The sequence below is a fragment of the Streptomyces sp. 3211.6 genome (assembly GCF_003634815.1).
In the GTDB taxonomy this organism is placed as follows: Bacteria; Actinomycetota; Actinomycetes; order Streptomycetales; family Streptomycetaceae; genus Streptomyces; species Streptomyces katrae_A.
Genome location: NZ_RBXC01000001.1, coordinates 2465747 through 2489848, shown reverse-complemented (window position 1 = coordinate 2489848; position 24102 = coordinate 2465747). Strand labels below are relative to the sequence as shown.

Annotated in this window: 18 protein-coding genes; 7 read left to right on the top strand and 11 right to left on the bottom strand. The window is 72.4% G+C overall.

All coding sequences use genetic code 11. The features are described from left to right. Positions 1 to 70 precede the first annotated feature (70 nt). The 4 genes from BX286_RS11540 to BX286_RS11525 form a co-directional block, all read right to left on the bottom strand. Positions 71 to 697, bottom strand: coding sequence for a GntR family transcriptional regulator (locus tag BX286_RS11540; RefSeq protein WP_045951851.1), 627 nt, complete (start codon positions 695 to 697; stop codon positions 71 to 73). A 209-nt stretch (positions 698 to 906) separates the two neighbouring features. Next, on the bottom strand, positions 907 to 2679 hold the full coding sequence (sucB, locus tag BX286_RS11535; RefSeq protein ID WP_121014932.1) for a 2-oxoglutarate dehydrogenase, E2 component, dihydrolipoamide succinyltransferase: 1773 nt from the start codon (positions 2677 to 2679) through the stop codon (positions 907 to 909). Between the two features lie 57 nt (positions 2680 to 2736). Continuing rightward, positions 2737 to 4125 (bottom strand): dihydrolipoyl dehydrogenase, encoded by a 1389-nt coding sequence (lpdA, locus tag BX286_RS11530; RefSeq protein WP_079426331.1) that lies wholly within the window; start codon positions 4123 to 4125, stop codon positions 2737 to 2739. A 341-nt stretch (positions 4126 to 4466) separates the two neighbouring features. Then, positions 4467 to 6005: a leucyl aminopeptidase gene (locus BX286_RS11525; RefSeq protein ID WP_079426329.1), complete on the bottom strand. Its 1539-nt coding sequence runs from the start codon at positions 6003 to 6005 to the stop codon at positions 4467 to 4469. A gap of 357 nt (positions 6006 to 6362) precedes the next feature. Here BX286_RS11525 and BX286_RS11520 point away from each other — a divergent pair, with 357 nt between their 5' ends. The 5 genes from BX286_RS11520 (at position 6363) to BX286_RS11500 (ending at position 13329) form a co-directional block, all read left to right on the top strand. After that, a complete protein-coding gene (locus BX286_RS11520; protein ID WP_100863771.1) occupies positions 6363 to 8390 on the top strand; it encodes a hypothetical protein in 2028 nt (675 codons plus the stop codon). A 214-nt stretch (positions 8391 to 8604) separates the two neighbouring features. Continuing rightward, the gene (gene pelF / locus BX286_RS11515) at positions 8605 to 10161 is read left to right on the top strand and encodes a GT4 family glycosyltransferase PelF (protein WP_079426325.1); all 1557 of its coding nucleotides are present in this window, start codon (positions 8605 to 8607) and stop codon (positions 10159 to 10161) included. Beyond that, positions 10158 to 11768 (top strand): hypothetical protein, encoded by a 1611-nt coding sequence (locus BX286_RS36515; protein ID WP_159402082.1) that lies wholly within the window; start codon positions 10158 to 10160, stop codon positions 11766 to 11768. The genes pelF and BX286_RS36515 overlap by 4 nt, the downstream gene beginning before the upstream one ends. Before the next feature lie 86 nt (positions 11769 to 11854). After that, on the top strand, positions 11855 to 12508 hold the full coding sequence (locus tag BX286_RS11505; RefSeq protein ID WP_079431675.1) for a spherulation-specific family 4 protein: 654 nt from the start codon (positions 11855 to 11857) through the stop codon (positions 12506 to 12508). Further along, the gene (locus BX286_RS11500) at positions 12505 to 13329 is read left to right on the top strand and encodes an endo alpha-1,4 polygalactosaminidase (RefSeq protein ID WP_100863772.1); all 825 of its coding nucleotides are present in this window, start codon (positions 12505 to 12507) and stop codon (positions 13327 to 13329) included. Before BX286_RS11505 ends, BX286_RS11500 begins: the two co-directional genes overlap by 4 nt. 1442 nt (positions 13330 to 14771) lie before the next feature. On the opposite strand, the gene BX286_RS11490 is transcribed toward BX286_RS11500, so the two are convergent. The 5 genes from BX286_RS11490 to BX286_RS11470 form a co-directional block, all read right to left on the bottom strand. Next, positions 14772 to 15953 carry a sensor histidine kinase gene (locus BX286_RS11490; RefSeq protein WP_079431674.1) on the bottom strand — a complete coding sequence of 394 codons (1182 nt, stop codon included), beginning with the start codon at positions 15951 to 15953 and terminating at the stop codon, positions 14772 to 14774. A gap of 220 nt (positions 15954 to 16173) precedes the next feature. Further along, positions 16174 to 16908 carry a hypothetical protein gene (locus tag BX286_RS36510; protein WP_187344120.1) on the bottom strand — a complete coding sequence of 245 codons (735 nt, stop codon included), beginning with the start codon at positions 16906 to 16908 and terminating at the stop codon, positions 16174 to 16176. Beyond that, positions 16905 to 18815 carry a phosphatidylglycerol lysyltransferase domain-containing protein gene (locus tag BX286_RS11480; protein ID WP_121014931.1) on the bottom strand — a complete coding sequence of 637 codons (1911 nt, stop codon included), beginning with the start codon at positions 18813 to 18815 and terminating at the stop codon, positions 16905 to 16907. The genes BX286_RS36510 and BX286_RS11480 overlap by 4 nt, the downstream gene beginning before the upstream one ends. Positions 18816 to 18896: 81 nt before the next feature. Continuing rightward, positions 18897 to 19976 (bottom strand): nicotinate-nucleotide--dimethylbenzimidazole phosphoribosyltransferase, encoded by a 1080-nt coding sequence (gene cobT / locus BX286_RS11475; protein ID WP_107438247.1) that lies wholly within the window; start codon positions 19974 to 19976, stop codon positions 18897 to 18899. A gap of 54 nt (positions 19977 to 20030) precedes the next feature. Then, complete coding sequence (locus BX286_RS11470; RefSeq protein WP_079426319.1) at positions 20031 to 21245, bottom strand: bifunctional adenosylcobinamide kinase/adenosylcobinamide-phosphate guanylyltransferase; 1215 nt, start codon at positions 21243 to 21245, stop codon at positions 20031 to 20033. 93 nt (positions 21246 to 21338) lie between these two features. Between BX286_RS11470 and BX286_RS11465 the strand changes: the two genes are divergently transcribed. Next, positions 21339 to 21548 (top strand): hypothetical protein, encoded by a 210-nt coding sequence (locus BX286_RS11465; protein WP_079426317.1) that lies wholly within the window; start codon positions 21339 to 21341, stop codon positions 21546 to 21548. A 73-nt stretch (positions 21549 to 21621) separates the two neighbouring features. On the opposite strand, the gene BX286_RS11460 is transcribed toward BX286_RS11465, so the two are convergent. Together BX286_RS11460 and BX286_RS11455 are read right to left on the bottom strand one after the other, a co-directional pair. Next, positions 21622 to 22365, bottom strand: coding sequence for a bifunctional 2-polyprenyl-6-hydroxyphenol methylase/3-demethylubiquinol 3-O-methyltransferase UbiG (locus BX286_RS11460; RefSeq protein WP_107438415.1), 744 nt, complete (start codon positions 22363 to 22365; stop codon positions 21622 to 21624). Positions 22366 to 22442: 77 nt separating this feature from the next. Then, positions 22443 to 23042 carry a DUF3043 domain-containing protein gene (locus BX286_RS11455; protein WP_079426315.1) on the bottom strand — a complete coding sequence of 200 codons (600 nt, stop codon included), beginning with the start codon at positions 23040 to 23042 and terminating at the stop codon, positions 22443 to 22445. Positions 23043 to 23306: 264 nt separating this feature from the next. On the opposite strand from BX286_RS11455, the gene BX286_RS11450 reads away from it, so the two are divergent. After that, positions 23307 to 24101: a PspA/IM30 family protein gene (locus BX286_RS11450; RefSeq protein ID WP_100863775.1), complete on the top strand. Its 795-nt coding sequence runs from the start codon at positions 23307 to 23309 to the stop codon at positions 24099 to 24101. The last annotated feature ends 1 nt before the right edge of the window (position 24102 follow it).

Here is a 24102-nt window from a genome sequence, read left to right as displayed (position 1 = left end):
TACACGCCAAAACGCTGGAGATCCCCTGGAGGATCGCCGAAAACTGCAGGTCAGGGAGGGGTCGGCGGGGTCAGGCGCTCCGCGGGGCACAGCCCAGGACATGCCGCTTCACCAGCACCCCGATATCCGGGTCCTGGCTGCGGAAGGCCGCGACGAGCGCCTCGTGCTCCTCGGCGTACGACTTCTGGACGGTTCCCAGCCACCGGATCGACAGGGCCGTGAAGACCTCGATCCCCAGGCTCTCCCAGGTGTGCAGCAGCACGCTGTTCCCGGCCGCCCGCACCAGCTCCCGGTGGAAGCCCACCGTGTGCCGCACCTGCGCCGTGCCGTCCTGGACCCGGTCGGCCTCCCACAGGGCCGCCACGTGCGGCTCCAGCGCCGAGCAGTCGGCCGCCAGCCGCGGCGCGGCCAGTTCGGCCGCGATCTGCTCCAGACCGGCCCGGACGGGGTAGATCTCCTCCAGGTCGGCCGCCGAGAGGTTGCGCACGCGCACGCCCTTGTTCGGCGCCGACTCGATCAGCCGCAAGGTCTCCAGCTCGCGCAGGGCCTCCCGCACGGGCGTCTGGCTGACCTCCAGCTCCACCGCGATCCGCCGCTCGACGATCCGCTCGCCGGGCTTCCAGCGGCCGCTGACGATCCCCTCCACGATGTGCTCGCGGATCTGCTCGCGCAGCGAGTGCACGACGGGTGGGGTGATCATCGGGGTTCAACTCCTGTGTGTGCGGACACGCGGGGCCTGATGCCTAGACAATAAGGCCGCCGTGGCCTGCTCCGATGCGTTCGTGGTCAGGGACGCAGGGTGAGGCTCGTTACAACGGCGGCGCGAGGCGGCACAACGACGGCGCCCCCGCCCGGACGAATCCGGGCGGGGGCGCCGTAAGCGGCAGATCACTGCGCGCTCGGTCCTTACAGGCCGAGCTCGACCTCGAACTCGCCGGCCTCGAGGATCGCCTTCACGGCGGTGAGGTACCGGGCCGCGTCCGCGCCGTCCACCAGGCGGTGGTCGTAGGACAGGGTCAGGTACGTCATGTCGCGGACGCCGATGACGGTGCCCTCTTCGGTCTCGATGACCACCGGGCGCTTGACCGTGGCACCGATGCCCAGGATCGCGACCTGGTTCGGCGGAACGATCACCGTGTCGAACAGCGCACCGCGCGAGCCGGTGTTGCTGATGGTGAAGGTCGCGCCGGACAGCTCGTCCGGGGTGATCTTGTTGCCGCGGACCTTGGCGGCCAGGTCGGCGGTCGCCTTGGAGATGCCCGCCAGGTTGAGGTCACCAGCACCCTTGATGACCGGGGTCATCAGGCCCTTCTCGGAGTCCACGGCGATGCCGATGTTCTCCGAGTCGAAGTAGGTGATGGTGCCCTCGTCGTCGTTGATCCGGGCGTTGACGACCGCGTGGGCCTTCAGCGCCTGGGCAGCGGCCTTGACGAAGAACGGCATCGGGGACAGCTTGACGCCCTCGCGGGCGAGGAAGCCGGCCTTGGCCTTCTCGCGCAGCTTCATGATCTTGGTGATGTCCACCTCGACCACGGAGCTGAGCTGCGCCTGCGAGTGCAGGGCCTTCATCATGTTGTCGCCGATGACCTTGCGCATGCGGGTCATCTTGACCGTCTGACCGCGCAGCTCGGACACCGCGGCCGGAGCCTTGGCGGCGGCCGGGGCGGCGGCGGCCGGAGCCGGAGCGGCGGCGGCCTTGGCGGCCTCGGCGGCGGCCAGGACGTCCTGCTTGCGGATACGGCCACCGACACCGGTGCCCGTGACCGTCGCCAGGTTGACACCGGACTCCGAGGCGAGCTTGCGCACCAGCGGGGTCACGTAGGCGCCCTCGTCACCGGCCGGGGCCGGGGCGGCGGGGGCGGCCGGAGCGACCGGAGCCGGAGCGGCGACCGGCGCCGGAGCGGCCGGAGCCACCGGAGCCGGAGCGGCCACCGGGGCAGCCGGGGCGACCGGGGCCGGAGCGGGCGCCGCGGGGGCGACCGGGGCCGGGGCGGCGACCGGAGCGACCGGAGCGGCCGGGGCGGCCGGAGCCGGAGCCGCGGCGGCCGGGGCAGCGGCCGGGGCGGCGCCGGCGACACCGATGACGGCCAGACGGGCGCCGACCTCGGCGGTCTCGTCCTCGGCGACCAGGATCTCCAGCAGGGTGCCGGAAACCGGCGCGGGGATCTCGGTGTCGACCTTGTCCGTGGAGACCTCGAGCAGCGGCTCGTCGGCCTCGACGGACTCGCCGACCTCCTTCAGCCAGCGGGTGACGGTGCCCTCGGTGACGGACTCGCCCAGGGCGGGGAGCACGACATCGGTGCCGGACGCGGCCGGAGCGGCGGCGGGGGCCGGGGCAGCCGGGGTCTCGGCCGGTGCGGGGGCGGCCGGGGCCTCGGCGACGGGCGCCGGGGCGGCGGCGGGCTCGGCGGCCGGAGCGGCGGCCGGGGCAGCGGCGCCCGAGCCGTCGTCGATGATCGCGAGCTCGGCACCGACCTCGACGGTCTCGTCCTCGGCGACCTTGATGGACGCGAGGATGCCGGAGACGGGGGAGGGGATCTCGGTGTCGACCTTGTCGGTCGAGACCTCGAGCAGCGGCTCGTCGGCCTCGACGCGCTCGCCCTCGGCCTTCAGCCAACGGGTGACAGTGCCCTCGGTGACGCTCTCACCGAGCGCCGGAAGGGTTACGGAAACCGGCATGGTTTCTGTTGCTCCTAACGAAAGTGCGGAAGTGGTCGTCGCGCCCGTGACTGTGGATTAGTCGTGTGCGTGAAGCGGCTTGCCGGCCAGGGCCAGGTGGGCCTCGCCGAGGGCCTCGTTCTGGGTCGGGTGCGCGTGGATGAGCTGCGCGACCTCGGCCGGCAGGGCCTCCCAGTTGTAGATCAGCTGGGCTTCGCCGACCTGCTCGCCCATCCGGTCACCGACCATGTGGACGCCGACCACGGCACCGTCCTTGACCTGGACGAGCTTGATCTCGCCCGCGGTCTTGAGGATCTTGCTCTTGCCGTTGCCCGCCAGGTTGTACTTCAGGGCGACGACCTTGTCCGCACCGTAGATCTCCTTGGCCTTGGCCTCGGTGATGCCGACGGAAGCGACCTCGGGGTGGCAGTACGTGACGCGCGGAACGCCGTCGTAGTCGATCGGGACGGTCTTCAGACCGGCCAGGCGCTCCGCGACCAGGATGCCCTCGGCGAAGCCGACGTGCGCGAGCTGGAGGGTCGGGACGAGGTCACCGACGGCGGAGATGGTCGGCACGTTGGTGCGCATGTACTCGTCGACCAGGACGTAGCCGCGGTCCATCGCGACGCCCTGCTCCTCGTAGCCCAGGCCCTGCGAGACCGGGCCGCGGCCGATGGCGACCAGCAGCACCTCGGCCTCGAAGGTCTTGCCGTCGGCGAGGGTCACACGGACGCCGGACTCGGTGTACTCGGCCTTCTGGAAGAAGGTGCCGAGGTTGAACTTGATGCCGCGCTTGCGGAAGGCGCGCTCCAGGATCTTGGAGCTGTTCTCGTCCTCGACCGGGACGAGGTGCTTGAGGCCCTCGATGACGGTGACGTCGGTGCCGAAGGACTTCCACGCCGAGGCGAACTCGACGCCGATGACGCCGCCGCCCAGGATGATCGCGGACTGGGGCACGCGGTCCAGGACCAGCGCGTGGTCCGAGGAGATGATGCGGTTGCCGTCGATGTCCAGGCCGGGCAGGGACTTCGGCACGGAGCCGGTCGCCAGCAGGACGTGGCGGCCCTGGACGCGCTGGCCGTTGACGTCGACGGAAGTCGGGGAGGAGAGGCGGCCCTCACCCTCGATGTAGGTCACCTTGCGGGAGGCGACCAGACCCTGCAGACCCTTGTACAGGCCGGCGATGACCTCGTCCTTGTACTTGTGCACACCGGCGATGTCGATGCCCTCGAAAGAGGCCTTGACACCGAACTGTCCGGCTTCGCGCGCCTGGTCGGCGACCTCACCGGCGTGCAGCAGAGCCTTCGTGGGGATGCAGCCGTTGTGCAGGCAGGTGCCGCCGAGCTTGTTCTTCTCGATCAGCGCAACGTCGAGACCCAGCTGGGATGCGCGGAGCGCCGCGGCGTAGCCGCCACTGCCACCGCCGAGGATCACTAGGTCGAAAACGGTGCTGGCGTCGTTCGCCACGTCACGTCCTCCATGCATGTGCGCCGGGCACCGGTCCTCTGTGACCGGGCGGCGGCTGGTAATCGGCCGCTTGTTTCTTCGGCCCTGTGGTGGGGGCCCTGTCCTGCCGAGAACCCATCTTCGCATTTGTCGGGGGAACGCGGGACGCCGGGCCCCGGGTGTGGACCGTCGTTCCGCCCGAAGTCCGGGTTACCCGGGCGTAGAAACCTACCGATCCTCAAGATTTCTTCCAGAGCGAACACGCCCCGGGGCCGAGGTCTCGGTCCCGGGGCGTGGCGCCCGTCACGGGACGCGTCCCACCAGGTGGAACGCGCCCGCGGGCGGGTGGCGCAGGGGGCGGGTCAGCCCAGGTCGCCGGTGGCGGTGCGCTCGGCCAGGCGCACCAGGGTGCGGACGGCGGAGCCCGTGCCGCCCTTCGGGGTGTAGCCGTACGGGGCGCCCTCGTGGAAGGCGGGGCCCGCGATGTCGAGGTGGGCCCAGGTGATGCCCTCGCCGACGAACTCCTGGAGGAAGAGGCCGGCCACCAGGCCGCCGCCCATGCGGACGCCCATGTTGGCGATGTCGGCCGTCGGGGAGTCCATGGTCTTGCGCAGGTCCTCGGGGAGCGGCATCGGCCAGGAGGCCTCGCCGACCTCCTCGGCGATCTCGTGGATCGAGGTGCGGAAGGCGTCGTCGTTGGCCATGATGCCGAAGGTGCGGTCGCCCAGGGCCAGCACCATGGCGCCGGTCAGGGTGGCCACGTCGACGATCGCGTCCGGGTTCTCCTCGGAGGCCTTCGTCAGCGCGTCGCCCAGGACCAGGCGGCCCTCGGCGTCCGTGTTCAGGACCTCGACGGTCTTGCCGCTGTACATGCGCAGGACGTCACCGGGGCGGGTGGCGGAGCCGGACGGCATGTTCTCGGCGAGGGCGAGCCAGCCGGTGACGTTGACCTTCAGGCCCAGCTTGGCGGCGGCGACGACCGAGGAGAACACGGCGGCGGCACCCGACATGTCGCACTTCATGGTCTCGTTGTGACCGGCCGGCTTCAGGGAGATGCCGCCCGAGTCGTACGTGATGCCCTTGCCGACGAAGGCGAGGTGCTTCTCCGCCTCGGGGTGGGTGTAGGCGATCTTCACCAGGCGCGGCGGGTTCTCGGAGCCCTTGCCGACGCCCATGATGCCGCCGTAGCCGCCCTTGACCAGCGCCTTCTCGTCGAGGACCTGGGCCTTGAGGCCGAGCTCCTTCGCGGTCGCCGCGGCGATCGCGGCGAAGGCGGCGGGGGTGAGGTCGTTCGGCGGGGTGTTGATCAGGTCGCGGGCGACGTTGACCTCGGCGGCGACGACGGTCGCGCGCTCGGCGGCCGCCTTGTGCTCCTTGTCGCGCGGCTTGGCGCCGAGCAGGGCCACCTCGGCCAGCGGCTGCTTCGGGCCGCCGTTCTTCTCGGCCTTGCCGGTCTTCTTCTCGCCGCCCTGGTAGGTGGTGAAGGCGTACGCGCCCAGCAGCGCGCCCTCGGCCACGGCGGTGACGGCGGAGGCGTCCTCCAGGGGGAGGGCGAAGGCGGCCTTCTTCGAGCCGTGCAGGGCGCGGGCGGCGGAGCCGGCGGCGCGGCGCAGGGCCTCCTCGTCGAAGGACTCGTCCTGCTCGGGCGCGGAGCCCAGGCCGACCGCCAGCACGACCGGGGCCTTGAGGCCGGCCGGAGAGGGCAGCTTCGTGATCTCGCCTTCGGCGCCGGAAGCGCCGAGCGCGTCGAGCACGGCGGCGAGCTTTCCGTCGAACGCCGTGTCCACGGCCTCCGCGCCGGCGGCCACGACGAGCCCCTTCGGGCCCTTCGCCACGCCGACCACGAGGGCGTCGGCGCGCAGCGTCGCCGCGCCGGCAGTGCTGAGAGTCAGAGCAGTCACGGTGGTGAAGTCTCGCTTCCGTTTGTGTTATGTGGGCGCTTCTGTCGCGTCGGGGTCGCCGGCCGCTCCGCAGCGATCGTATTCGGGCCCGACGGCCGCCGGAAACGAGCCTACGCGCAGCCCGTCATCCGTACGTCACTCGAAGGTTTGTCAAGTTGTTCGACCGCAGGGCCGTCAGGTTCACCCATCTGTGGACTCTGCTCCAGGTTTGCCGCCTACACCTGACGAGGTCCGAGAGGATCGAGCCACTCTCGCAAGAGGACGCGGGGTCCTTTTGCATGATTTCCACAGAGCCTCCCCGGCCCGGCCGTCCGCCATGGGCCGCGCCAAGGGACGCCTGCGGGGGGAAAGGCCGAAATGGTCAACAAGAACCGGATGAACAGGGCCGCGGCAGCCATGGGCGTAGCGGCGCTGATGTCGGTTGCCGTACCCGCCACGACCGCCCACGCGGCGACCGTGGCACCGCGGATCGACCTGAAGGTGCTGGTCGTCGACGACGGCGGCAGCTCGGTCGGTGCGATCACGGCGGAGCTCCGGGACACCGGAGTCCCGTTCACGCGGATCGACCTGGGCAGCGCCGGCCGCCCGACGATCGACGCCGCGTTCCTCAGCGACACCGTCAGCGGCCGGCCGCGCGCCAAGTACCAGGGCGTGGTCCTGCCGAACGAGAACCCCTTCGGCACCGGCTCCGCCGAGATGGCCGCGCTCGCCGCGTACGAGACGACGTACGGGATCCGCCAGGTGGACGCCTACACCTGGGCCCACCCCGAGGTCGGCCTGGAATACACCGACAACGGCGGCTACACAGGCACCCTCGACGGCACGCAGGCCGCCGTCACCACCGCCGGCAAGGCGGGCCCCTTCGGCTACCTCGGCGGTCAAGTGACCTTCGAGGACAACTCTTCCCTGATTCCGGAGAGCTACGGGTTCATCGCCAAGCCGATGGCCGGCTACACCAGCTACGTCGACGCCCCCGTCGGCTCCGGCCGGGGCTCGCTCGTCGGCGAGTACGCCCACGACGGACGCAGCGAACTGGTCGTCACCTTCGGCTACAACCAGTACCAGCAGCAGTTCCGGCTGCTGGCCCGCGGCATCGTCGAGTGGCTCACCCAGGGCGTCCACCTGGGCCAGGAGCGCAACTACTTCGCCGTCCACGTCGACGACGTCTTCGCCCCGGACGCCCGCTGGGACAAGGCCCTCAACTGCACGCCCGGCGACTACGCCTGCGCGGGCGGCGAGGGCAAGGAGTCCACGATCCGGATGACCGCCGCCGACGCCCAGTACCTGGCGCAGTGGCAGGCCTCCAAGGACTTCAAGCTGGACCTGCTCTTCAACGCGGGCGCCGGCGAGGAATGGAAGACCGAGAACGGCGGCACCGACGCCCTGACCGCCCAGCTCCTGGCCGACAAGGCCAAGTACCGCTGGATGAACCACACCTACACCCACCTCTTCCTCGGCTGCACCCAGGACGTCAGCGTCGTCCCCTGGACCTGCACGAAGAACGCCCAGGGCCAGACCAACTGGATGAGCCGGGCCGACATCTCGGCGCAGATCCGCGACAACAACAACTGGGCCGCCTCCAAGGGCCTCACCACCGACCGCACCGAGCTCGTCACCGGCGAGCACTCCGGTCTCAAGACGCTCCCGCAGCAGCCCCAGGACAACCCCAACCTGGCCGGCGCCCTCGCCGACAACGGCGTGAAGTGGGCCGGCAGCGACAACTCCCGCGAACCCGACCAGCGGGCCGTCGGCGCCGCCCTCACCGTCCCCCGCTACCCGATGAACGTGTACTACAACACGGGCACCAACGCGGAGATGGCCGACGAGTACAACTGGATCTACACCAGCCGCGCCGACGGCGGCAGCGGCCTCTGCGAGGACAACCCGGGCACCTCCACCTGCCTGCCGGCCCCGCTCGACGCCGGCACCGGCTACCTGGACTACATCGTCCCGACCGAGGCGAAGACCGCCCTGCGCCACGTCCTGGCCAACGACCCGAAGCCGCACTACGTCCACCAGTCCAACCTCGCCGAGGACCGCACCCTCTACCCGGTGCTCAACCAGGTCCTCGACACCTACCGCTCCCTCTACGCACCCAGCGCGCCCATCGTCAACCAGAGCATGAAGGCCACGGGCACCGAGCTCCAGCGCCGCGCCGCCTGGAACAAGGCCCTCGACGCGGGCCAGGTCACCGCCTACCGCATCGGCAAGGACGTCACCGTCAAGGCGCCCTCCGGCATCCTCGCCCCCGTCACCGCGCCCAACGGCACCAAGAAGCAGCTCCTGCTCGGCACCGCCGACTTCGGCACCGCCTACGCCGGTACCCGCTCCACCTGGACGGGCCCCGACCTGCTCCAGTCGGCGGTCACCCTCCACCTGCTCTGAGCCACCCGCTCTGAGCCGCCTGCTCCGAGCCGTCTGCTCTGAGCCGTCTGCTTTGAGCCGCCTGCTCTGAGCCGTCTGCTCCCGAGCCGCCCGTTCTGAGCCGGTGGCTCCGAGCCGCCCGCTCCGAGCCACCCGCTCCACCCGGCAGTACCCAGCGCCGGCGTCCGCCCACCACGGGCGCCGGCCCCTTTTCAGTCCTGGGGGGACTCAGCACATGAGCCATGGGCGTCATGTCACCATGCTCACCGAAGGCACCTATCCGCACGTCCACGGGGGCGTCAGCACCTGGTGCGACCAACTGGTACGCGGCATGCCGGAGGTCGACTTCAACGTCATAGCCCTGACCGGCTCCGGACGCGAGCCGGTCACCTGGGAGCTGCCGCGCAACGTCTACCGGCACACCGCCGTCCCGCTGTGGGGCCCGCCGCCCCCCAAAGCCCGCCGCACCACCCTCCGCGGCAAGGCCCACCGCCGCTTCACCGAGGTCTACGAAACCTTCCTGCTCTCCCTGATCCACCCCGAGCACGGCAGGGGGCACACCCCAGCGGTAGCTGGGGGATTCTCCGAAGCCCTGGCCGAACTGGCCCGCCTCGCCCGCGCCGGCCGCCTCGCCCCGGCCCTGCGCTCCGAAGCCGTCCTGCGCCTGCTGATGGACGTGTGGACCCGCCCCGGCCTGGCCACCGCCGCCGCCGACCCCACCGTCCACGACGCGCTCACCGCCACCGACCTGCTCGAACACGCCCTGCGCCCGCTCGCCGTGCGGATCCCGCCCGACAGCGTCGCCCACGCCGTCAGCAGCGGCCTCGCCACCCTCCCCGCCCTCGCCGCCAAACACCTCGACGAGGTCCCCTTCCTCCTCACCGAACACGGCATCTACCTGCGCGAGCGCTACCTCGGCTACCGCACCGCCGCCCAGCGCTGGCCGGTCAAGGCCCTGATGCTCGGCTTCTACCGGGAGCTGAACACCGAGGGCTACCGCCAGGCCGACCTCATCACCCCCTGCAACCAGTACAACCGCCGCTGGGAGGAACGCGGAGGAGCCGACGCAGAACGCATCCGCACCGTCTACAACGGCGTCGACCCGCACGTCTTCCCCGAGGCCGGCCCCGAACCCGAGGTGCCCACCCTCAGCTGGTGCGGCCGCATCGACCCGATCAAGGACCTCGAAACCCTCATCCGTGCCTACGCGTTCATGCGCGGGGAACTGCCCGCCCTGCGGCTGCGCCTCTTCGGCCCGGTCCCGGCCGGCTGCGAGGAGTACAAGCTCCGCCTGGAGAAGCTCGCCGCCGAACTCGGCGTCGCCGACGGCATCGCCTGGGAGGGCCGGATCGCCGAAGTCGCCAGGGCCTACGCCGCCGGCAGCGTCGTCATGCTCTCCAGCATCAGCGAAGGCTTCCCCTTCAGCATCATCGAAGCCATGTCCTGCGGCCGCACCACCGTCTCCACCGACGTCGGCGGCGTCCGCGAAGCCGTCGCCGACACCGGCCTGGTCGTCCCGCCCCGCGAACCCGAAACCATGGCCCGCGCCACGCTCGCCCTGCTCCGTGACGACGAACGCCGCGCCGAACTCGGCCGCATGGCCCGCAAACGGGTCGTCGAGAAGTTCACCCTCCACCGGTCCGTGGACGGCTTCCGCCACATCTACCGCGGCCTCGACGAGCAAAGGCGTGCGGGCCGCCCCGTCCTGCCCGTCCACCCCGGCGGCCAGTGGGACCAGCACCTCGCCGACCCCTGGTACAAGGAACTCGCGGCCGACGGGAGCCTGTGGTGAGCGGATCCCTCTGGCTCAAGCCGCCCGGCCCGGAAGGCTCCTGGGTCCACGTCGGCCACGCGGCCTCCGCCCGCCGCCCGCGCCCCGGCGCCGCGGCGGGCACCACGGACACCCTGCCCGTCCTCCCCCGCCCCGGCCGCGCCGGAGCGGGGGCGGGCGCCGCCGACCCCATGGACGAGCTCGCCGGGCGCCTCGACGCGTTCGTCGCCTCCGCCGTCCACCCCGACGAGATCGCCGCCGTACTCGAATCCGACGGCCTGACCGACGAGTACATCCGCCTCACCTACGGCCGCCCCGACTCCTTCACCCTCGCCGAGGAGCTCTACGCCCGCGTCCCCCGCTCCTTCCCCGAGCCCGAGGCCCTCCCCGACCCCTGGCGGGTCTCCCTCACCGCCTGCCTGCTGCGCGGACTGATCTTCGCCCTGCCCGGCCTGGCCTACCTCCTCGGCGAACCCCTCCTCGAAGGGCCGCCCGACCGGCTCGGCCTGCCCGCCGGCACCCTCACCCTGCTCGCCGGCGCCCTCATCGGCTGGGTCTGGGACCAGACCCTGTCCCACCGCGCCTACACCTGGCTCGGCCTCGGCGACCGCGCCGCCGCCGGACGCACCCTCCTCGTCGGGGCCCCGGCCGGCGCCCTGCTCGGCACCGCCGCCGCCTTCGCCGTACCGGGCGGGCCCCCGTTCTCCTACGCCTTCGCCGCCGGACAGGCCCTGTACGTCGGGGCCGCCACCGTCCTGCTCGTCCTGCGCAGGGAACGACTGCTGCTCGCCGCCCTCGGCCCCATGGCCGCCGGATCGGTACTCGCGCTGTTCGCCGACCCTCCCGTGCCGCTGCGGGTGGCCCTGCTGCTGGTCTCCCTGACGGCCGCGTGCGCCCTGGCCCTGCGGGAGCTCCCGCTCGCCGAGGGGGCACGGGCCGCGGTGCGCAGGATCCTGCACTGGACGCGGCGCCACCCGGGCGAGGGGGGCGCCGTGCGCTGGCGGATGCTGCGCGGCGCCGAGGAGGACCACACCCGGCGCGGGCCCCGCATCGGGGACTCGGTGCCCTACGGGGTGTTCGGCCTGGGGACCGGCCTGCTCGTGCTGTACGCCGCCCTGGGGGAGGTGCTCACCGGCGGCCCCGCCGAGGCCGTCGCGGCCCCTTCGGCGGTGGCCCTCACCCTCAGCATGGGGCCCGCCGAATGGCTGCTGCACCGCTTCCGCAGCGGCAGCCTGGCCGGGCTGCGCGCGGCCCGCTCACCCCGGGCGTTCCGGCGGCGGATGCTCACCACCCTGGCCCGCTGCCTCGCCGCCTACCTGGCGGTGCTGCTCCTGCTGGGCACCGCCGGAACCCTGCTGTGGCCGCAGGCCCCGGGCCTGACCTGGGACCGCGTCGCCACCCTGCTGCTGCTCGGCGCCGTGATGTGGACCGGCCTGCTCCTGCAGTCCTTCGGCGCCGTCCGCCCCGCCGCCGTGGTCTGCGCCGCCGCGGCCGCCGCCCAGAGCCTGGCCCTGCTGACCGGGACCGGACAGCCCCGGCTGGTCCAGCTGGGGGTGGCCGGAGCCGCGGCGGGCGTACTGTCCGTCCTGGTCTGCCTCCTCCTCGGCCGCGCGACCGCCCACCGATGACCCCGCACGCCTCGCACTCCTGGCACCTCTCCTACCCCTCCCACCTCTCCTACCCCTCCCACCCCTCGCATCCCGAGAAGGGCTCCATGCTCCTGGTCCCGCTCTACGAGCATCCCGCCGACCGGCCCGAGGTGTGGGAACGGCTCATCGCCTCCGCCCGCCGGCTGCACTCCGTCGTCCTCAACCCCGCCAGCGGACCGGGCGAGGCCCCCGACGAGCGCTTCGCCGCCGTCGCCGCCCGGCTGAGGGACGCCGGCGTGCCCGTCCTCGGCTACACCGACACCGACTACGGACGCCGGCCCCACGCCGACGTCGTCCAGGACCTGCTGCGCCACCGCGACTGGTACGCCGCCGACGGCGCCTTCCTCGACCAGGCCGCCTCCGGCCCCGAACTGCTGCCCCACTACGGCCGCCTCACCATCGCCGCCCGCGCGGCCGGGGCCCGCACCCTCGTCCTCAACCACGGAGTCCACCCGCACCCCGGCTACGCCGCCCTCGCCGACCTCCTCGTCACCTTCGAGGGCCCCTGGGACGCCTACCGCGACGGCTCCGCCACCCCGCCCCCCTGGACCGCCGACCACCCGGCCGACCGCTTCTGCCACCTGGTCTACGCCGTCCCGCCGAACGCCCCGACCGCCGAACTGGCCGCCGAACGGCACGCGGGGGTCCACTGCGCCGTCCCCGGCACCGGCGCCCACCCGTGGGGGAGCCTCCCGTACGCCTTGGAGACCGCCGGATGAAGCGTTTCACCGCCGCCGCGGTGGCGGGCCTGCTGCTCCTCACCGCCGCCTGCACGGCGGGCCCTGACGACGGGGATGCCGACGGGGAGACCCCGGAGCCCGGCCCCTCCCAGGCACCGGGGGAGCGCTGGCAGCCCCGGCCGGGGACGGCCTGGCAGTGGCAGCTCTCGGGGAAGCTGGACACCTCGGTGAAGGTGCCGGTGTACGACGTGGACGGGTTCAACACGACGAAGGAACAGGTGGCGGAGCTGAAGGCGGCCGGCCGCAGGACCATCTGCTACGTCTCCACGGGCGCCTGGGAGGACTTCCGCTCCGACGCCGACGCCTTCCCCAAGCCCCTGCTGGGGGAGGGCAACGGCTGGAAGGGCGAACGCTGGCTGGACATCCGCCAGACGTCCGCCTTGGAACCCCTGATGGCCAAACGCTTCGACATGTGCCGGGAGAAGGGCTTCGACGCGGTCGAACCGGACAACATGGACGGCTACAAGAACAAGACGGGCTTCCCCCTGACGGCGGACCACCAGCTGGCCTACAACCGCCTGATCGCCCGCCTGGCCCACGACCGGGGCATGGCAGTCGGCTTGAAGAACGACCTGGACCAAATCCCGCAACTCCTCGCTGACTTCGACTTCGCGGTCAACGAACAGTGTGCCCAGTACGAGGAATGCGACCGCCTGACCCCCTTCATCAAGGCGAACAAGGCGGTCTTCCACGTCGAATACGAAGTCCCGACGGACGAGTTCTGCGACCGTTCACGCGAACTGAAACTGAGCTCGATGGAAAAGGAATACGAACTGGGCCCCTGGCGAAAGCCCTGCTGACCCGGCCCCGGGGGCGGGGCGGGGACGAGACCCCGCCGAGCGGCACTGGCACAGTGGACCGGGGTGGGGGAGGGGCGGGACCTCCCCGACCGGTCTCAGAGAAGGTTGGGGGCTTCCCGTCAGTCCCATCGTCCTTCCGCGTCGGGCCGCCCTGTCAAGGGCGCTCCTTCGTCGCGTCGCTGCGCGATCGCCTACGGCGACCCTTGACAGCACGACCCGCCACGAAATGCCGAAGACTGCCGGGAAACCCCCAAAGGAACGGGACGGATGTTCATTGGACATGCGGCCGTATCAGCGACCCTTCGGGGTCGTCGGGGGCCGCCTCGCCAAGCATCCGGGCCGACGAGTCAGTTCATCGGGGCCGCGATCCGCGACAGATCGCTACGCGCTCCTCTCGTCTCAGCGTCCGCCGACCGCCTGGGGCCGCTGCCCGCACCAAAAGCCGACGGATTCGGCATCCGGGGCCGGGGGACGCGACAAATCGCTACGCGCTGCCCTCTTTTCGGCGTCCGGCGGCCGTCTAGGGTTGCTGCCTGCACGCGATGCTGATGAGAAGGCCATCAGGCGACCTCAGGCGCGTCAGATCGCTACGCGCTCCTCAAATCTCGGCGGTTGACGGCCGTCTTGGGCCGGGATGCTCTGCGGATCTGCTTTTGATGCCGCCAACAGCCACGGACGGCCGTCGGACGCCGGGATCTCGGCAGCGCGTAGCGATCTGACGCGCCCACAAGCCCGGATGCTGCTCTGTTCGTCATTTGGTGCAGGTATCAGCCCCAGGCGGCCGCCGGACGCCGAAAAGAGAGAAGCGCGTAGCGATCTGACGCGCCTGGCGGCTCCAGATGCCAATTCCGTCGCACTTTGGTGCGGGCAGCGTCCCCAGGCGGTCGCCGGACGCCGAAAAGGCAGGAGCGCGTAGCGATTTGATGCGCCCACCGGCCCCGGATGACGATCCTGTCGTCCTTTCCTGCGGACAGCGACCCCAGACGGTCGCCGGACGCTGAGATGAGAGGAGCGCGTAGCGATCTGTCGCGGATCTCGGCCCCGAGGAACTGCCTCGTCGGCCCGGATGCTTGGCGAGGCGGCCCCCGGCCCCCCGGCTGGTCGCTGAGGGAGCCGGATGGTCAAGGTAGGACCGTGCCGTTCCTTTGGGGGTTTCCCGGCAGTCTTCGTTTTTCCGTGGCGGGACGGGCTGTCAAGAGTGGAGCGCAGCGACATCGCGAAGCGACGCGACGAAGGAGCGCTCTTGACTGACCGGCCCGACGCGGAAGGACGATGAGACTGACGGGAAAGCCCCAACCCATCCCTGAGACCGCCGAGTGTGGCTCCGACCTCCTGGGTGCCGGTCCGCTGTCTGGTTCTGGCACGGTCGGGTACCGCCGCGAGGCGGGTGGGCAGACACCGCCCGGCTCCTACGCCTCGAGGGGGCGATGGCGGGCCCGGGCTCAGGCCGGCAGGATCGCGTGGACCCGGTATCCGCCCCCGTAGCGGGGGCCCGTGAAGCAGGAGCCGCCCAGGGCGGCCGCGCGTTCGCGCATGCCCAGGAGGCCGTGGCCGCCTCCCGGGTCGCCCGGGGAGGAGTCGGCGGAGTCGCCGCCGTCGTCCAGGACGGTCACCTCCACCGAGGCGCCCACCCGGACCACGCTGACCTGGGCTTGTGCGCCCGGGCCCGCGTGCTTGCGGACGTTGGTCAGGGCCTCCTGGATCACCCGGTACGCCGCCAGGTCCACCGCCGCCGGCAGCGGTTGCGCCTCCGCCCCCGCCCCCGCCCCCAGTTGGACGGTGGCCTCGACCGGCAGGCCGGCGTGCCGGAAGGTGTCGAGGAGCTCGTCCAGTACGGCCAGCCCGGGCGCCGGCTCCGTCGGGGCCTCCGGGTCGCCGGACTGCCGCAGCAGGCCCACCGTCGCCCGGAGCTCGTTCAGGGCGGACCGGCTCGCGTCCCGTACGTGGGCCAGGGCCTCCTTGGCCTGGTCGGGCCGCTTGTCCATGACGTGCGCCGCCACGCCCGCCTGCACGTTGACCAGGGCGATGTGGTGGGCCACCACGTCGTGCAGGTCCCGGGCGATGCGCAGCCGTTCCTCCGCGACCCGGCGCCGGGCCTCCTCCTCGCGGGTCCGCTCGGCGCGTTCGGCCCGTTCCCGGATGGCGTCCACGAAGGCCCGGCGGCTGCGTACCGCGTCGCCGGCGGCCGCGGCCATGCCGGTCCAGGCGAAGATGCCGATGTTCTCCTGCGCGTACCAGGGCAGCGGTCCGGCCAGCATGGCCACGCCGGTCAGGCCCGCCATCGTCAGCAGGCCGGTCCGCCAGGTGGTGGGACGGTCGGTGCGCGCGGCCACCGTGTAGAGGGCGATCACGGCGCTCATCGCGACGGGCGCCCGCGGCTCACCGGTGGCCAGCTCGACCAGCGACAGCCCGCAGGTGACGGCAAGCACGGTGCGCGGGCTGCGGCGGCGGAAGACGAGGGCGGCCGCACCGAACAGCATCAGCAGCAGCGAGACGGGTTCGGGGGCGCGGGTGCGGAAGGCGGGCCCGAGCGGGCCGTGCGGGTCGACGAAGGACCCGAGGACCATGGAGACCAGCGCCCCGAGCGCCAGCACGGCGTCGGTGGCGAGCGGATGGGCCCGCATCCACTGCCGCCCGGTGGGGAAGGGCCCGGGCCCGAGGTCTGTGGTCGTCACCCGGATACGGTACGGGCTCACGCCCGCGGCCCGTACGGCCCCGGGAGGCCCGTACGGCCCCGGGTGGCACCACCGAACCCGACGGGCGCCGGTGCTCCCGGCGGGGTCGGCGGTGGAGGGAGGCGGTACTCACGGCAGGCAACACCCGCGGCCCTCACCCACCACCCCCTCACCCACCCCCGCCCGCCCCCGTCCCCCCGGGCGCCGCCGGGGCCCGTACCCCCAGCGGTGCCCGGGACCGGGGCGGCCCCCACTTCGCGCGGACCACGCACACCGCCATGACGGCGGCGATGGCCGCGAGGTGTTCCTTGCCCGCCAGGTTGTCCTTGACGAGCACCTCCCCGATCATCACGAGGATCACCAGCGTGCCGGTGAGGTAGGCCCGGTAGCGCCAGCAGACGTAGAGGGCCAGGCCCACCACCGCCGCCGACGGGCCGGTGTCGTTGACCACGCGGTCGGTCACCGGCAGGCCGAGGGGGTGGTCGGGGCCCAGCGAGAGCCCGATGCGGGCGTAGGTGGTGCCGGCGAGGGTGGCGATGTAGCCGATCAGCAGGGTGCGCCACCAGCCGATGCAGATCTCGGCGATCCCGAACACCAGCAGGATCTGCGCGAGCGCCCCCCACACGGGAAGGTCGAGGGCGGGGACGAAGAGGGAGAGCGGCGTGCGCAGCAGCGCGAGCCACAGGGGGTCGACGGCCTTGACGGACCCGAGGTTCTGGACGGGCTGGAAGCCCCAGGACGTGTTCTGGACGATCTGGAAGACCGAGGTGAGGCAGACCGCCCCGAGGGTCATCGGGACGGCGCGCCACTTGTCGCGGACGAGTGCGCCCCTGAGGGTCCAGAACAGGGGGCCCCACTCGCGGCGGGCGAACCGCCGCGGTGAGGCCGTCGTCCACGACGTCAACGAATCGTCTCCAGATGTCTGCGGTGCAGCCACTTCGGCAGGCCGGGCGCCTCCAGGAAGCCCTCGGCCCGGCCCGCCGCGATTCCGATGCGCAGCAGGTCGGAACTCTTCTCGAAGAGCATGAACCGCGGCTCCCAGATCGGACGGTATTTGGCGTTGGCCCGGTAGAGGGACTCGATCTGCCACCAGCGGGAGAAGAAGCTCAGCAGCGAACGCCACATGCGCAGCACCGGTCCCGCGCCGAGCTTGGACCCCCGCTCGAAGACGGAACGGAACATGGCGAAGTTCAGTGAGACCTGTGTGACGCCGATCTCCTTCGAGCGTTCCAGGAGTTCGATGACCATGAACTCCATCAGGCCGTTCTCGGAGTCCCGGTCACGGCGCATCAGGTCCAGCGACAGGCCCTTGGGGCCCCACGGCACGAAGGACAGCACGGCGCGCAGGTCGCCGTTGCCGTCGGTGCACTCCAGCATCACGCACTGGCCGTCGTCCGGGTCGCCGAGGCGGCCCAGGGCCATGGAGAAGCCGCGCTCGGTCGCGCCGTCGCGCCAGTCGTCGGCGCGCTGGAGCAGGACGGCCATCTCCTCGGCCGGGATGTCGGCGTGGCGGCGGATGCGGACGGTGTAGCCGGCGCGCTTGACCCGGTTGTAGGCCTGCCGGACGGTGCGCATGGCGCGGCCCTCCAGCGTGAACTCGGCGGTTTCGACGATGGCCTCGTCGCCGAGTTCCAGGGCGTCGAGCCCGTGCCGGGCGTAGATCTGTCCGGCTTCCTCGGAGGCGCCCATCACGGCGGGCACCCAGCCGTGCTCGCGGGCCTCGGCCAGCCAGGGCTCGATGGCGCCGGGCCAGGCCTCGGGGTCGCCGATGGGGTCGCCGGAGGCCAGCGAGACCCCGCCGACGACGCGGTAGGTGACGGCGGCCTTGCCGGTGGAGGACCAGATGACGGACTTCTCGCGGCGCAGCGCGAAGTAGCCGAGGGAGTCGCGGTCGCCCTGCTTGGCCAGGAGGGCGCGCAGCTTCTCCTCGTCCTCGGGGGTGAGCGGGTCGACGGCGCGGCGGGAGCGGAAGGCCGCGAACAGCACGGCGAGCAGCAGCAGCATCGACATGACGTTGATGAACACGTCCACCCAGGCGGGGGTGGTGATCGACTGGTACGCCTTGTCGTCGGGCGCCAGGGTGATCAGCCGCATCACGCCGTAGCGCCAGCGGGCCAGGAACGTGGCGTCGGCCCGGTCGGGGTCGGTGTTGGTCGCGCCGACGAGGAGGGCGGCGACGAGTGAGGTGAGCAGCAGGCCGACGGCGGCGACGGCGGTGGCCAGCTTGGGGTTGGAGCGGTCGCCCTTGGCGTAGAACTCGTGGCGGCCCACCAGGAGGGCGCCGACGAAGGCGGCGGTCAGGGCGAGCGAGACCCAGTTCTGGGCGTGCTCGCGGAACTCCGGGTAGCACAGGCTGAACTCGCCGCCGGTGCACGGGGCGAAGGCGGCGATCGCGAACGCCAGCAGCAGCAGGCCGCTGACCACGAGGTTCAGGATCCAGGCGGCCCGCTTGCGGCGGCCCATGGTGACCGCGAGCAGCAGCGAGAACAGCCCGGAGGCGAAGCCGGCCGTCAGCAGGTACGGGGTGTAGAAGTCGGCGGTGTTGTGCCGGCGCAGGTCCTGCCCGAGCGAGAGCCACACCGCGCTCAGGAAGTTGACGAAAGTGACGGCCCGGAGGTACCAGACGGCGAAGGCGGCGCCGCGCCGCGAGGCCGGGCTCCCCCTGCGGGTCTCGGGTTTCGCGGAGGTGTCCCCTCCTTGTTCCCTTCCCTGCTCCCTCTCTTTCTGCTTCTTGTTGTCCAAACCCTTGCCGGAAGCCTGATCGAGGCTGTTCCGGTCGGTTTCTACGCTGGTCAAGCGGACCTCTCCCATGAAACGCGATGATATGGGCGTCACCGGTCCGCAGGCCGTACGAGCACTGCGGACTGGTCAGGCCCGTGGTGCCCGGTGCTTTCAGTCCGTCTTCTGGTCCGCCGGCGGCTCCCCGGACGCGGTCTCGGGGAGCTCCGCGGCGAGCGCGGCGGCCGCCTGGACCAGGGGGAGCGCCAGCAGGGCTCCGGTTCCCTCTCCCACTGTGACGCCGTGGTCGAGCACCGGGTTGAGCGCCATCCGGTCAAGTGCCTTGGCCTGGCCGGGCTCCCCGCTGCTCTGTCCCGCCAGCCACCAGTCGGGGGCGCGGAAGGCGGCCCGCTGGGCGACCAGCCCGCAGGCGGCCGAGACGACCCCGTCGAGGATGACGGGCGTACGGCGCACCGCGCACTGGAGCAGGAAGCCGGTGAGGGCGGCGACGTCCGCGCCGCCGACCGCCGCCAGGAGCGCCGTCTGGTCGCCGAGCACCGGGCGGGCGCGGCGCAGCGAGTCGCGGATGGCGGCGCACTTGCGCATCCAGGCCAGGTCGTCGATGGGCAGGCCGCCGCGGCCGGTGACCACCGAGGCGTCGGTGCCGCACAGGGCGGCGACGAGGGTGGCGGCGACGGTGGTGCCGCCGACGCTGAGGTCGCCGAGGACGACCAGGTCGGTCCCGGAGTCGGCTTCCTCGTCGGCGATCTTGATGCCGAGCTTCAGCGCTGCCTCGGCCTCCTCCGCCGTGAGCGCGTCCTCGACGTCGATGCGCCCGCTGCCGCGGCGTACGCGGTGGCGGACGACGTCCTCGGGCAGCAGGGCGGGGTCGCAGTCCAGGCCGGCGTCGACGACGCGGATGCCGGCGCCGAAGCGTCCGGCGAGGATCGAGACCGGGCTGGTCCCGTCGAGGACCGCCCGCACCAGTTCGTGGGCGCTGCCCGCGGGCCGGGCGGAGACCCCGGCGGCGGCGATGCCGTGGTCGGCGGCGAACAGGACCACGCGGGGCCGCTCGATGGGCTTGACCGGTACCCGGCCCTGCGCGGCGGCCAGCCACTCGGCGAGCTCGTCGAGCCGGCCCAGGGCGCCGGGCGGCGGGGCGAGGCGCCCACGACGCTCCTCGGCGTCACGCCGGACGCCCCCGTCGGGGCGTTCGATCAGATCGGAGAAGTCGTCGAGATTCAGCGTGGTCATCTGCCAGAGATTACAGCCGCCCGGACCCTCCTCCGGGGGGTGGCCGTCGATCCGTCACGACGGGGGCTCCTTGAGGACGAGGGCCTGCCCGGCGACCACGAGGAGGACGTGTTCGCACTCGCCCGCCACCGCGTTGTTGAGGCGGCCCAGCTCGTCGCGGAACCGCCGCCCCGAGGCGGTCGCCGGGACCACCCCGGAACCCACCTCGTTGCTCACGAGCACCACCGTGCGGCGGGTGGCGCGGACGGCCGCCACGAGTTCCGCGGTGCGGGCGCGCAGTCGCTTGTGCCCGTCCGCCGCCCACACGGCGTCGTCCCAGGCCCCGGCCCGGTCCATGGCGTCGGTGAGCCACAGCGCGAGGCAGTCGATCAGCAGGGGCGCCCCGGGCAGCTCCAGCAGCGGCACCAGGTCGCAGGTCTCGGCGGTCCGCCAGTGGGCGGGCCGGCGCTCGCGGTGGAGGCCGACGCGCTGCGCCCATTCCGCGTCGCCGTCGCGGGTGCCGCCGGTGGCGACGTAGGTCACCTCGGGGAAGGCCTCCAGGCGGCGTTCCGCCTCGACGGACTTGCCGGAGCGGGCGCCGCCCAGCACCAGGGTGCGGCGCGGGACGTCCGGCACGGCGTGGTACTCGCCCGTGGTCACCGTGGTGCCGTCGGGGACGGCGCGGGCCCCGGCGGCGGCGCAGCGGCGTTCCAGCTCCGCGCCGGGAGGGGTGTCGTGGTCGAGGTGGACGGCGATCACGTCGGTGGCGGGGCCGACGGCGCCGGTGGAGCGCAGCCGGGCCAGGGCCTCGGGCCGGCCGAGCACGTCGGCGAGGACCACGTCGTACGGGTGCCGGGCGGGCACCCCCTCGGTGCCGGCCGGTGCCCCGCCGGGCGGCAGGTACAGCAGCCGGGCCCCGTCGGGGCCGGTGACCTCGTACCCGGTGCCGGGGGAGTCCATCGGCACGGCCCGCACCCGGTGCCCGCTGATCACGGCGAGCTCCCGCCCGTCGGGGACCCGCCCGGCGGCGGGCAGCCCGGGCGGCAGCTCGACGGCCGGCCCGTCGTGCGGGTGGGTCAGCAGCACCTGCCGCACGCCGGCCAGCGAATGCCCGGCGCGGGCCCCGGCGAGCACCGCGCCGGGGGTGAGGTCGAGGAGCAGCGCGCCGTCGACGAGGACGGAGGTCGCGGCGCGGGACCGGGTGCCGACGGAGACCGCGCAGACCGCGCAGGGACAGCCGGGGCGGGGCAGTCCTTCGGGGGTACCGGTGCCGAGGAGAGTGAGTTCCACACGGAGATCTTCTCGCTTCGCCGGTAGTGGTGCGCGCCCGGTTACTCTGCGGGCACACTCAAGGCGAGTAGCGGACGAGCAACGGAGGCGGACATGGTGTGGACGTGGCGGTTCGAGGCGGCCGACGGCAGCGAGACCAGCCCGGCGGTGGAACCGGAGGAGTTCACCACGCAGGGGGACGCGGAGTCCTGGATCGGCGAGGTCTGGAAGGAGCTCCTGGACGGCGGCGCGGAACGGGTCACGCTGTTCGAGGACGACACGAAGATCTACGAGATGAGCCTCAGCGCCGCCGCGGAGGCCTGAGCGCACGAAACCCCCGGGGCGGACCCGGGGGTTTCCTCTCCTTCGGCGCCGCCCGTCGCGGGGTCCCGGGGGACTATCCCCGGACCCCGCACAGGTGCAGCAGCGCCGCCACCGACCGGTAGGGATCGGTGCGCCCGGCCCGTTCCTCGGCGGCCAGCAGCCGCTCCAGCTCCTCCTCGGGCGGGAGCTCCGCCGCGGCCTCGGTCCCGTCGGTGAAGACGCGCACCCCGTACCAGGTGTGCAGCGGCGCGCCGATCCCCGAGAGGGTGGCCGTCAGGTCGGCCAGCCGGTCGGCCCGTACCTGCAGGCCCAGCCGGTTCGTGTAGTCGACGGTGTCGAAGGCGTCCAGCGCCCCCGACCAGTCCCCGGACAGCCCCGGCCGCAGGGCGAGCGCGTCGCCGTTGCGCACCAGCAGGGACAGCAGTCCGCCCGGGGCCAGCATCCGGGCCAGCCCGGCGAGCATGGCGTCGGGCTCGGACACGTACATCAGTACTCCGTGGCACAGCACCACGTCGAAGCTGCCCGGCCCGAAGTGCGCGCCGGTCTCCCGGCCGTCTCCCTCGATCAGTTCGACCCGGTCGCGGATCCCCGCCGGTTCGGCGGCCAGCGCGGCGTGGGCGACCGCCAGCATGGCGGCGTCCTGTTCCAGGCCGGTGACCATGTGCCCGGCGCGGGCGAGGCGCAGCGCCTGGGTGCCCTGGCCCATGCCGACGTCGAGGACGCGCAGCCGCTGCCCGACGGGGAAGCGCTGGGTGATCTGTTCCTCGACCTGCCGGCCGACGAGTTCCTGGCGGACGGCGTTGCGCAGTCCGCCCAGGCCCTCCAGCCAGAGCCTGGCTCCCCCCGAGAAGCCCTCCCCCTTCGACGCCCCAGACGGTCCGGGCGTCGCTCCGGTCAGGGCCGTTCCCCGCGCTTGACCTGCGGCTTGGGCAGACGCAGGCGGCGCATCTGGAGGGTGCGCATCAGGCCGTAGGCGATGGCGCCGCGGCGGGGCTCGTTCGCGAAGCGCTCGTTGAGGGCCTTGCGCAGCCGGAAGACCAGGCCGATCGAGTCCAGGATGATCAGGACGATCACACCGAGCCACAGCAGCAGCGCGACGTTCTGGATCGAGGGGACCCGGATCATGCTGAGCACCAGGATGATCACGGCCAGCGGCAGGAACATCTCGGCGACGGAGAAGCGGGAGTCCACGAAGTCGCGGACGAACCGGCGGACCGGGCCCTTGTCGCGCGCGGGCAGATAGCGCTCGTCACCGTTGGCCAGCGCCTCGCGCTGGCGGGCCATCTCTTCCCGGCGGCGCTCGCGGGCCCGCCGGGCGTCCTCCTTGCGGTTGCCGGTCGAGGCCACGACGGCCCGGCGCTGCGACTGGGCCACAGCGCGCTTCGGCGTCGGGCGGCCCTTGGGGGCCTGCGGGTCACGGGGCTGCGAGAGGTCGGCGCTCACCTTGTCGGTGGCGGCGGCCTTCTCTTCCTTGGAGGAGCGGCTACCAAACACAGAGACAACCCTACGTGGTCGAGGGCGGGCGGCCCACCTCGGCGGGGAACGATCCGGCAACGGCGGGCGTCTTCCCGTTACGAGGCTCCTGAGGCCCTCGGGGATCACCTACTACTCCTTACGCCTGATACGGCACAGGGGTACTCGTCCTGGAGGAGGAGCGCATCCGTACTCGAACAGTGCGGTAATGGAAGCAGGGCCCGTACTGTGGGTCCTGTCGGTGACCTGCACCACAGTCCGTCTAGAAGGGGGCGCGCGAAGCCCATGAGCGGTGTCATGAAGCGTATGGGGATGATCTTCCGCGCGAAGGCGAACAAGGCCCTGGACCGGGCCGAGGACCCGCGCGAGACCCTGGACTACTCGTACCAGAAGCAGCTGGAGCTGCTGCAGAAGGTGCGCCGCGGCGTCGCCGACGTGGCGACCTCCCGCAAGCGCCTGGAGCTCCAGCTCAACCAGCTCCAGAGCCAGTCCGCCAAGCTGGAGGACCAGGGCCGCAAGGCCCTCGCGCTGGGCCGTGAGGACCTGGCCCGCGAGGCCCTGTCCCGGCGTTCCTCGCTCCAGCAGCAGGTCGCCGACCTCCAGGTGCAGCACCAGACCCTCCAGGGCGAGGAGGAGAAGCTGACGCTGGCCTCCCAGCGCCTCCAGGCCAAGGTGGACGCCTTCCGTACGAAGAAGGAGACCATCAAGGCCACCTACACGGCCGCCCAGGCGCAGACCCGCATCGCGGAGTCCTTCTCCGGCATCTCGGAGGAGATGAGCGACGTCGGCCTGGCCATCCAGCGGGCCGAGGACAAGACGGCACAGCTCCAGGCCCGCGCGGGCGCGATCGACGAGCTGCTGGCCTCCGGCGCCCTGGACGACCAGAGCGGCCTCGGTTCCAAGGACGACATCCAGGCCGAGCTCGACCGCCTCTCCGGCGGGAACGACGTCGAGCTCGAGCTCCAGCGGATGAAGGCGGAGCTGGCCGGCGGCCCGTCCGCGCAGCAGCAGGCCATCGAGGGCGGCGCCCCGGGCGCGGCCCAGCCGCAGCAGACCCAGCACCGGTTCGACAAGCAGTAGG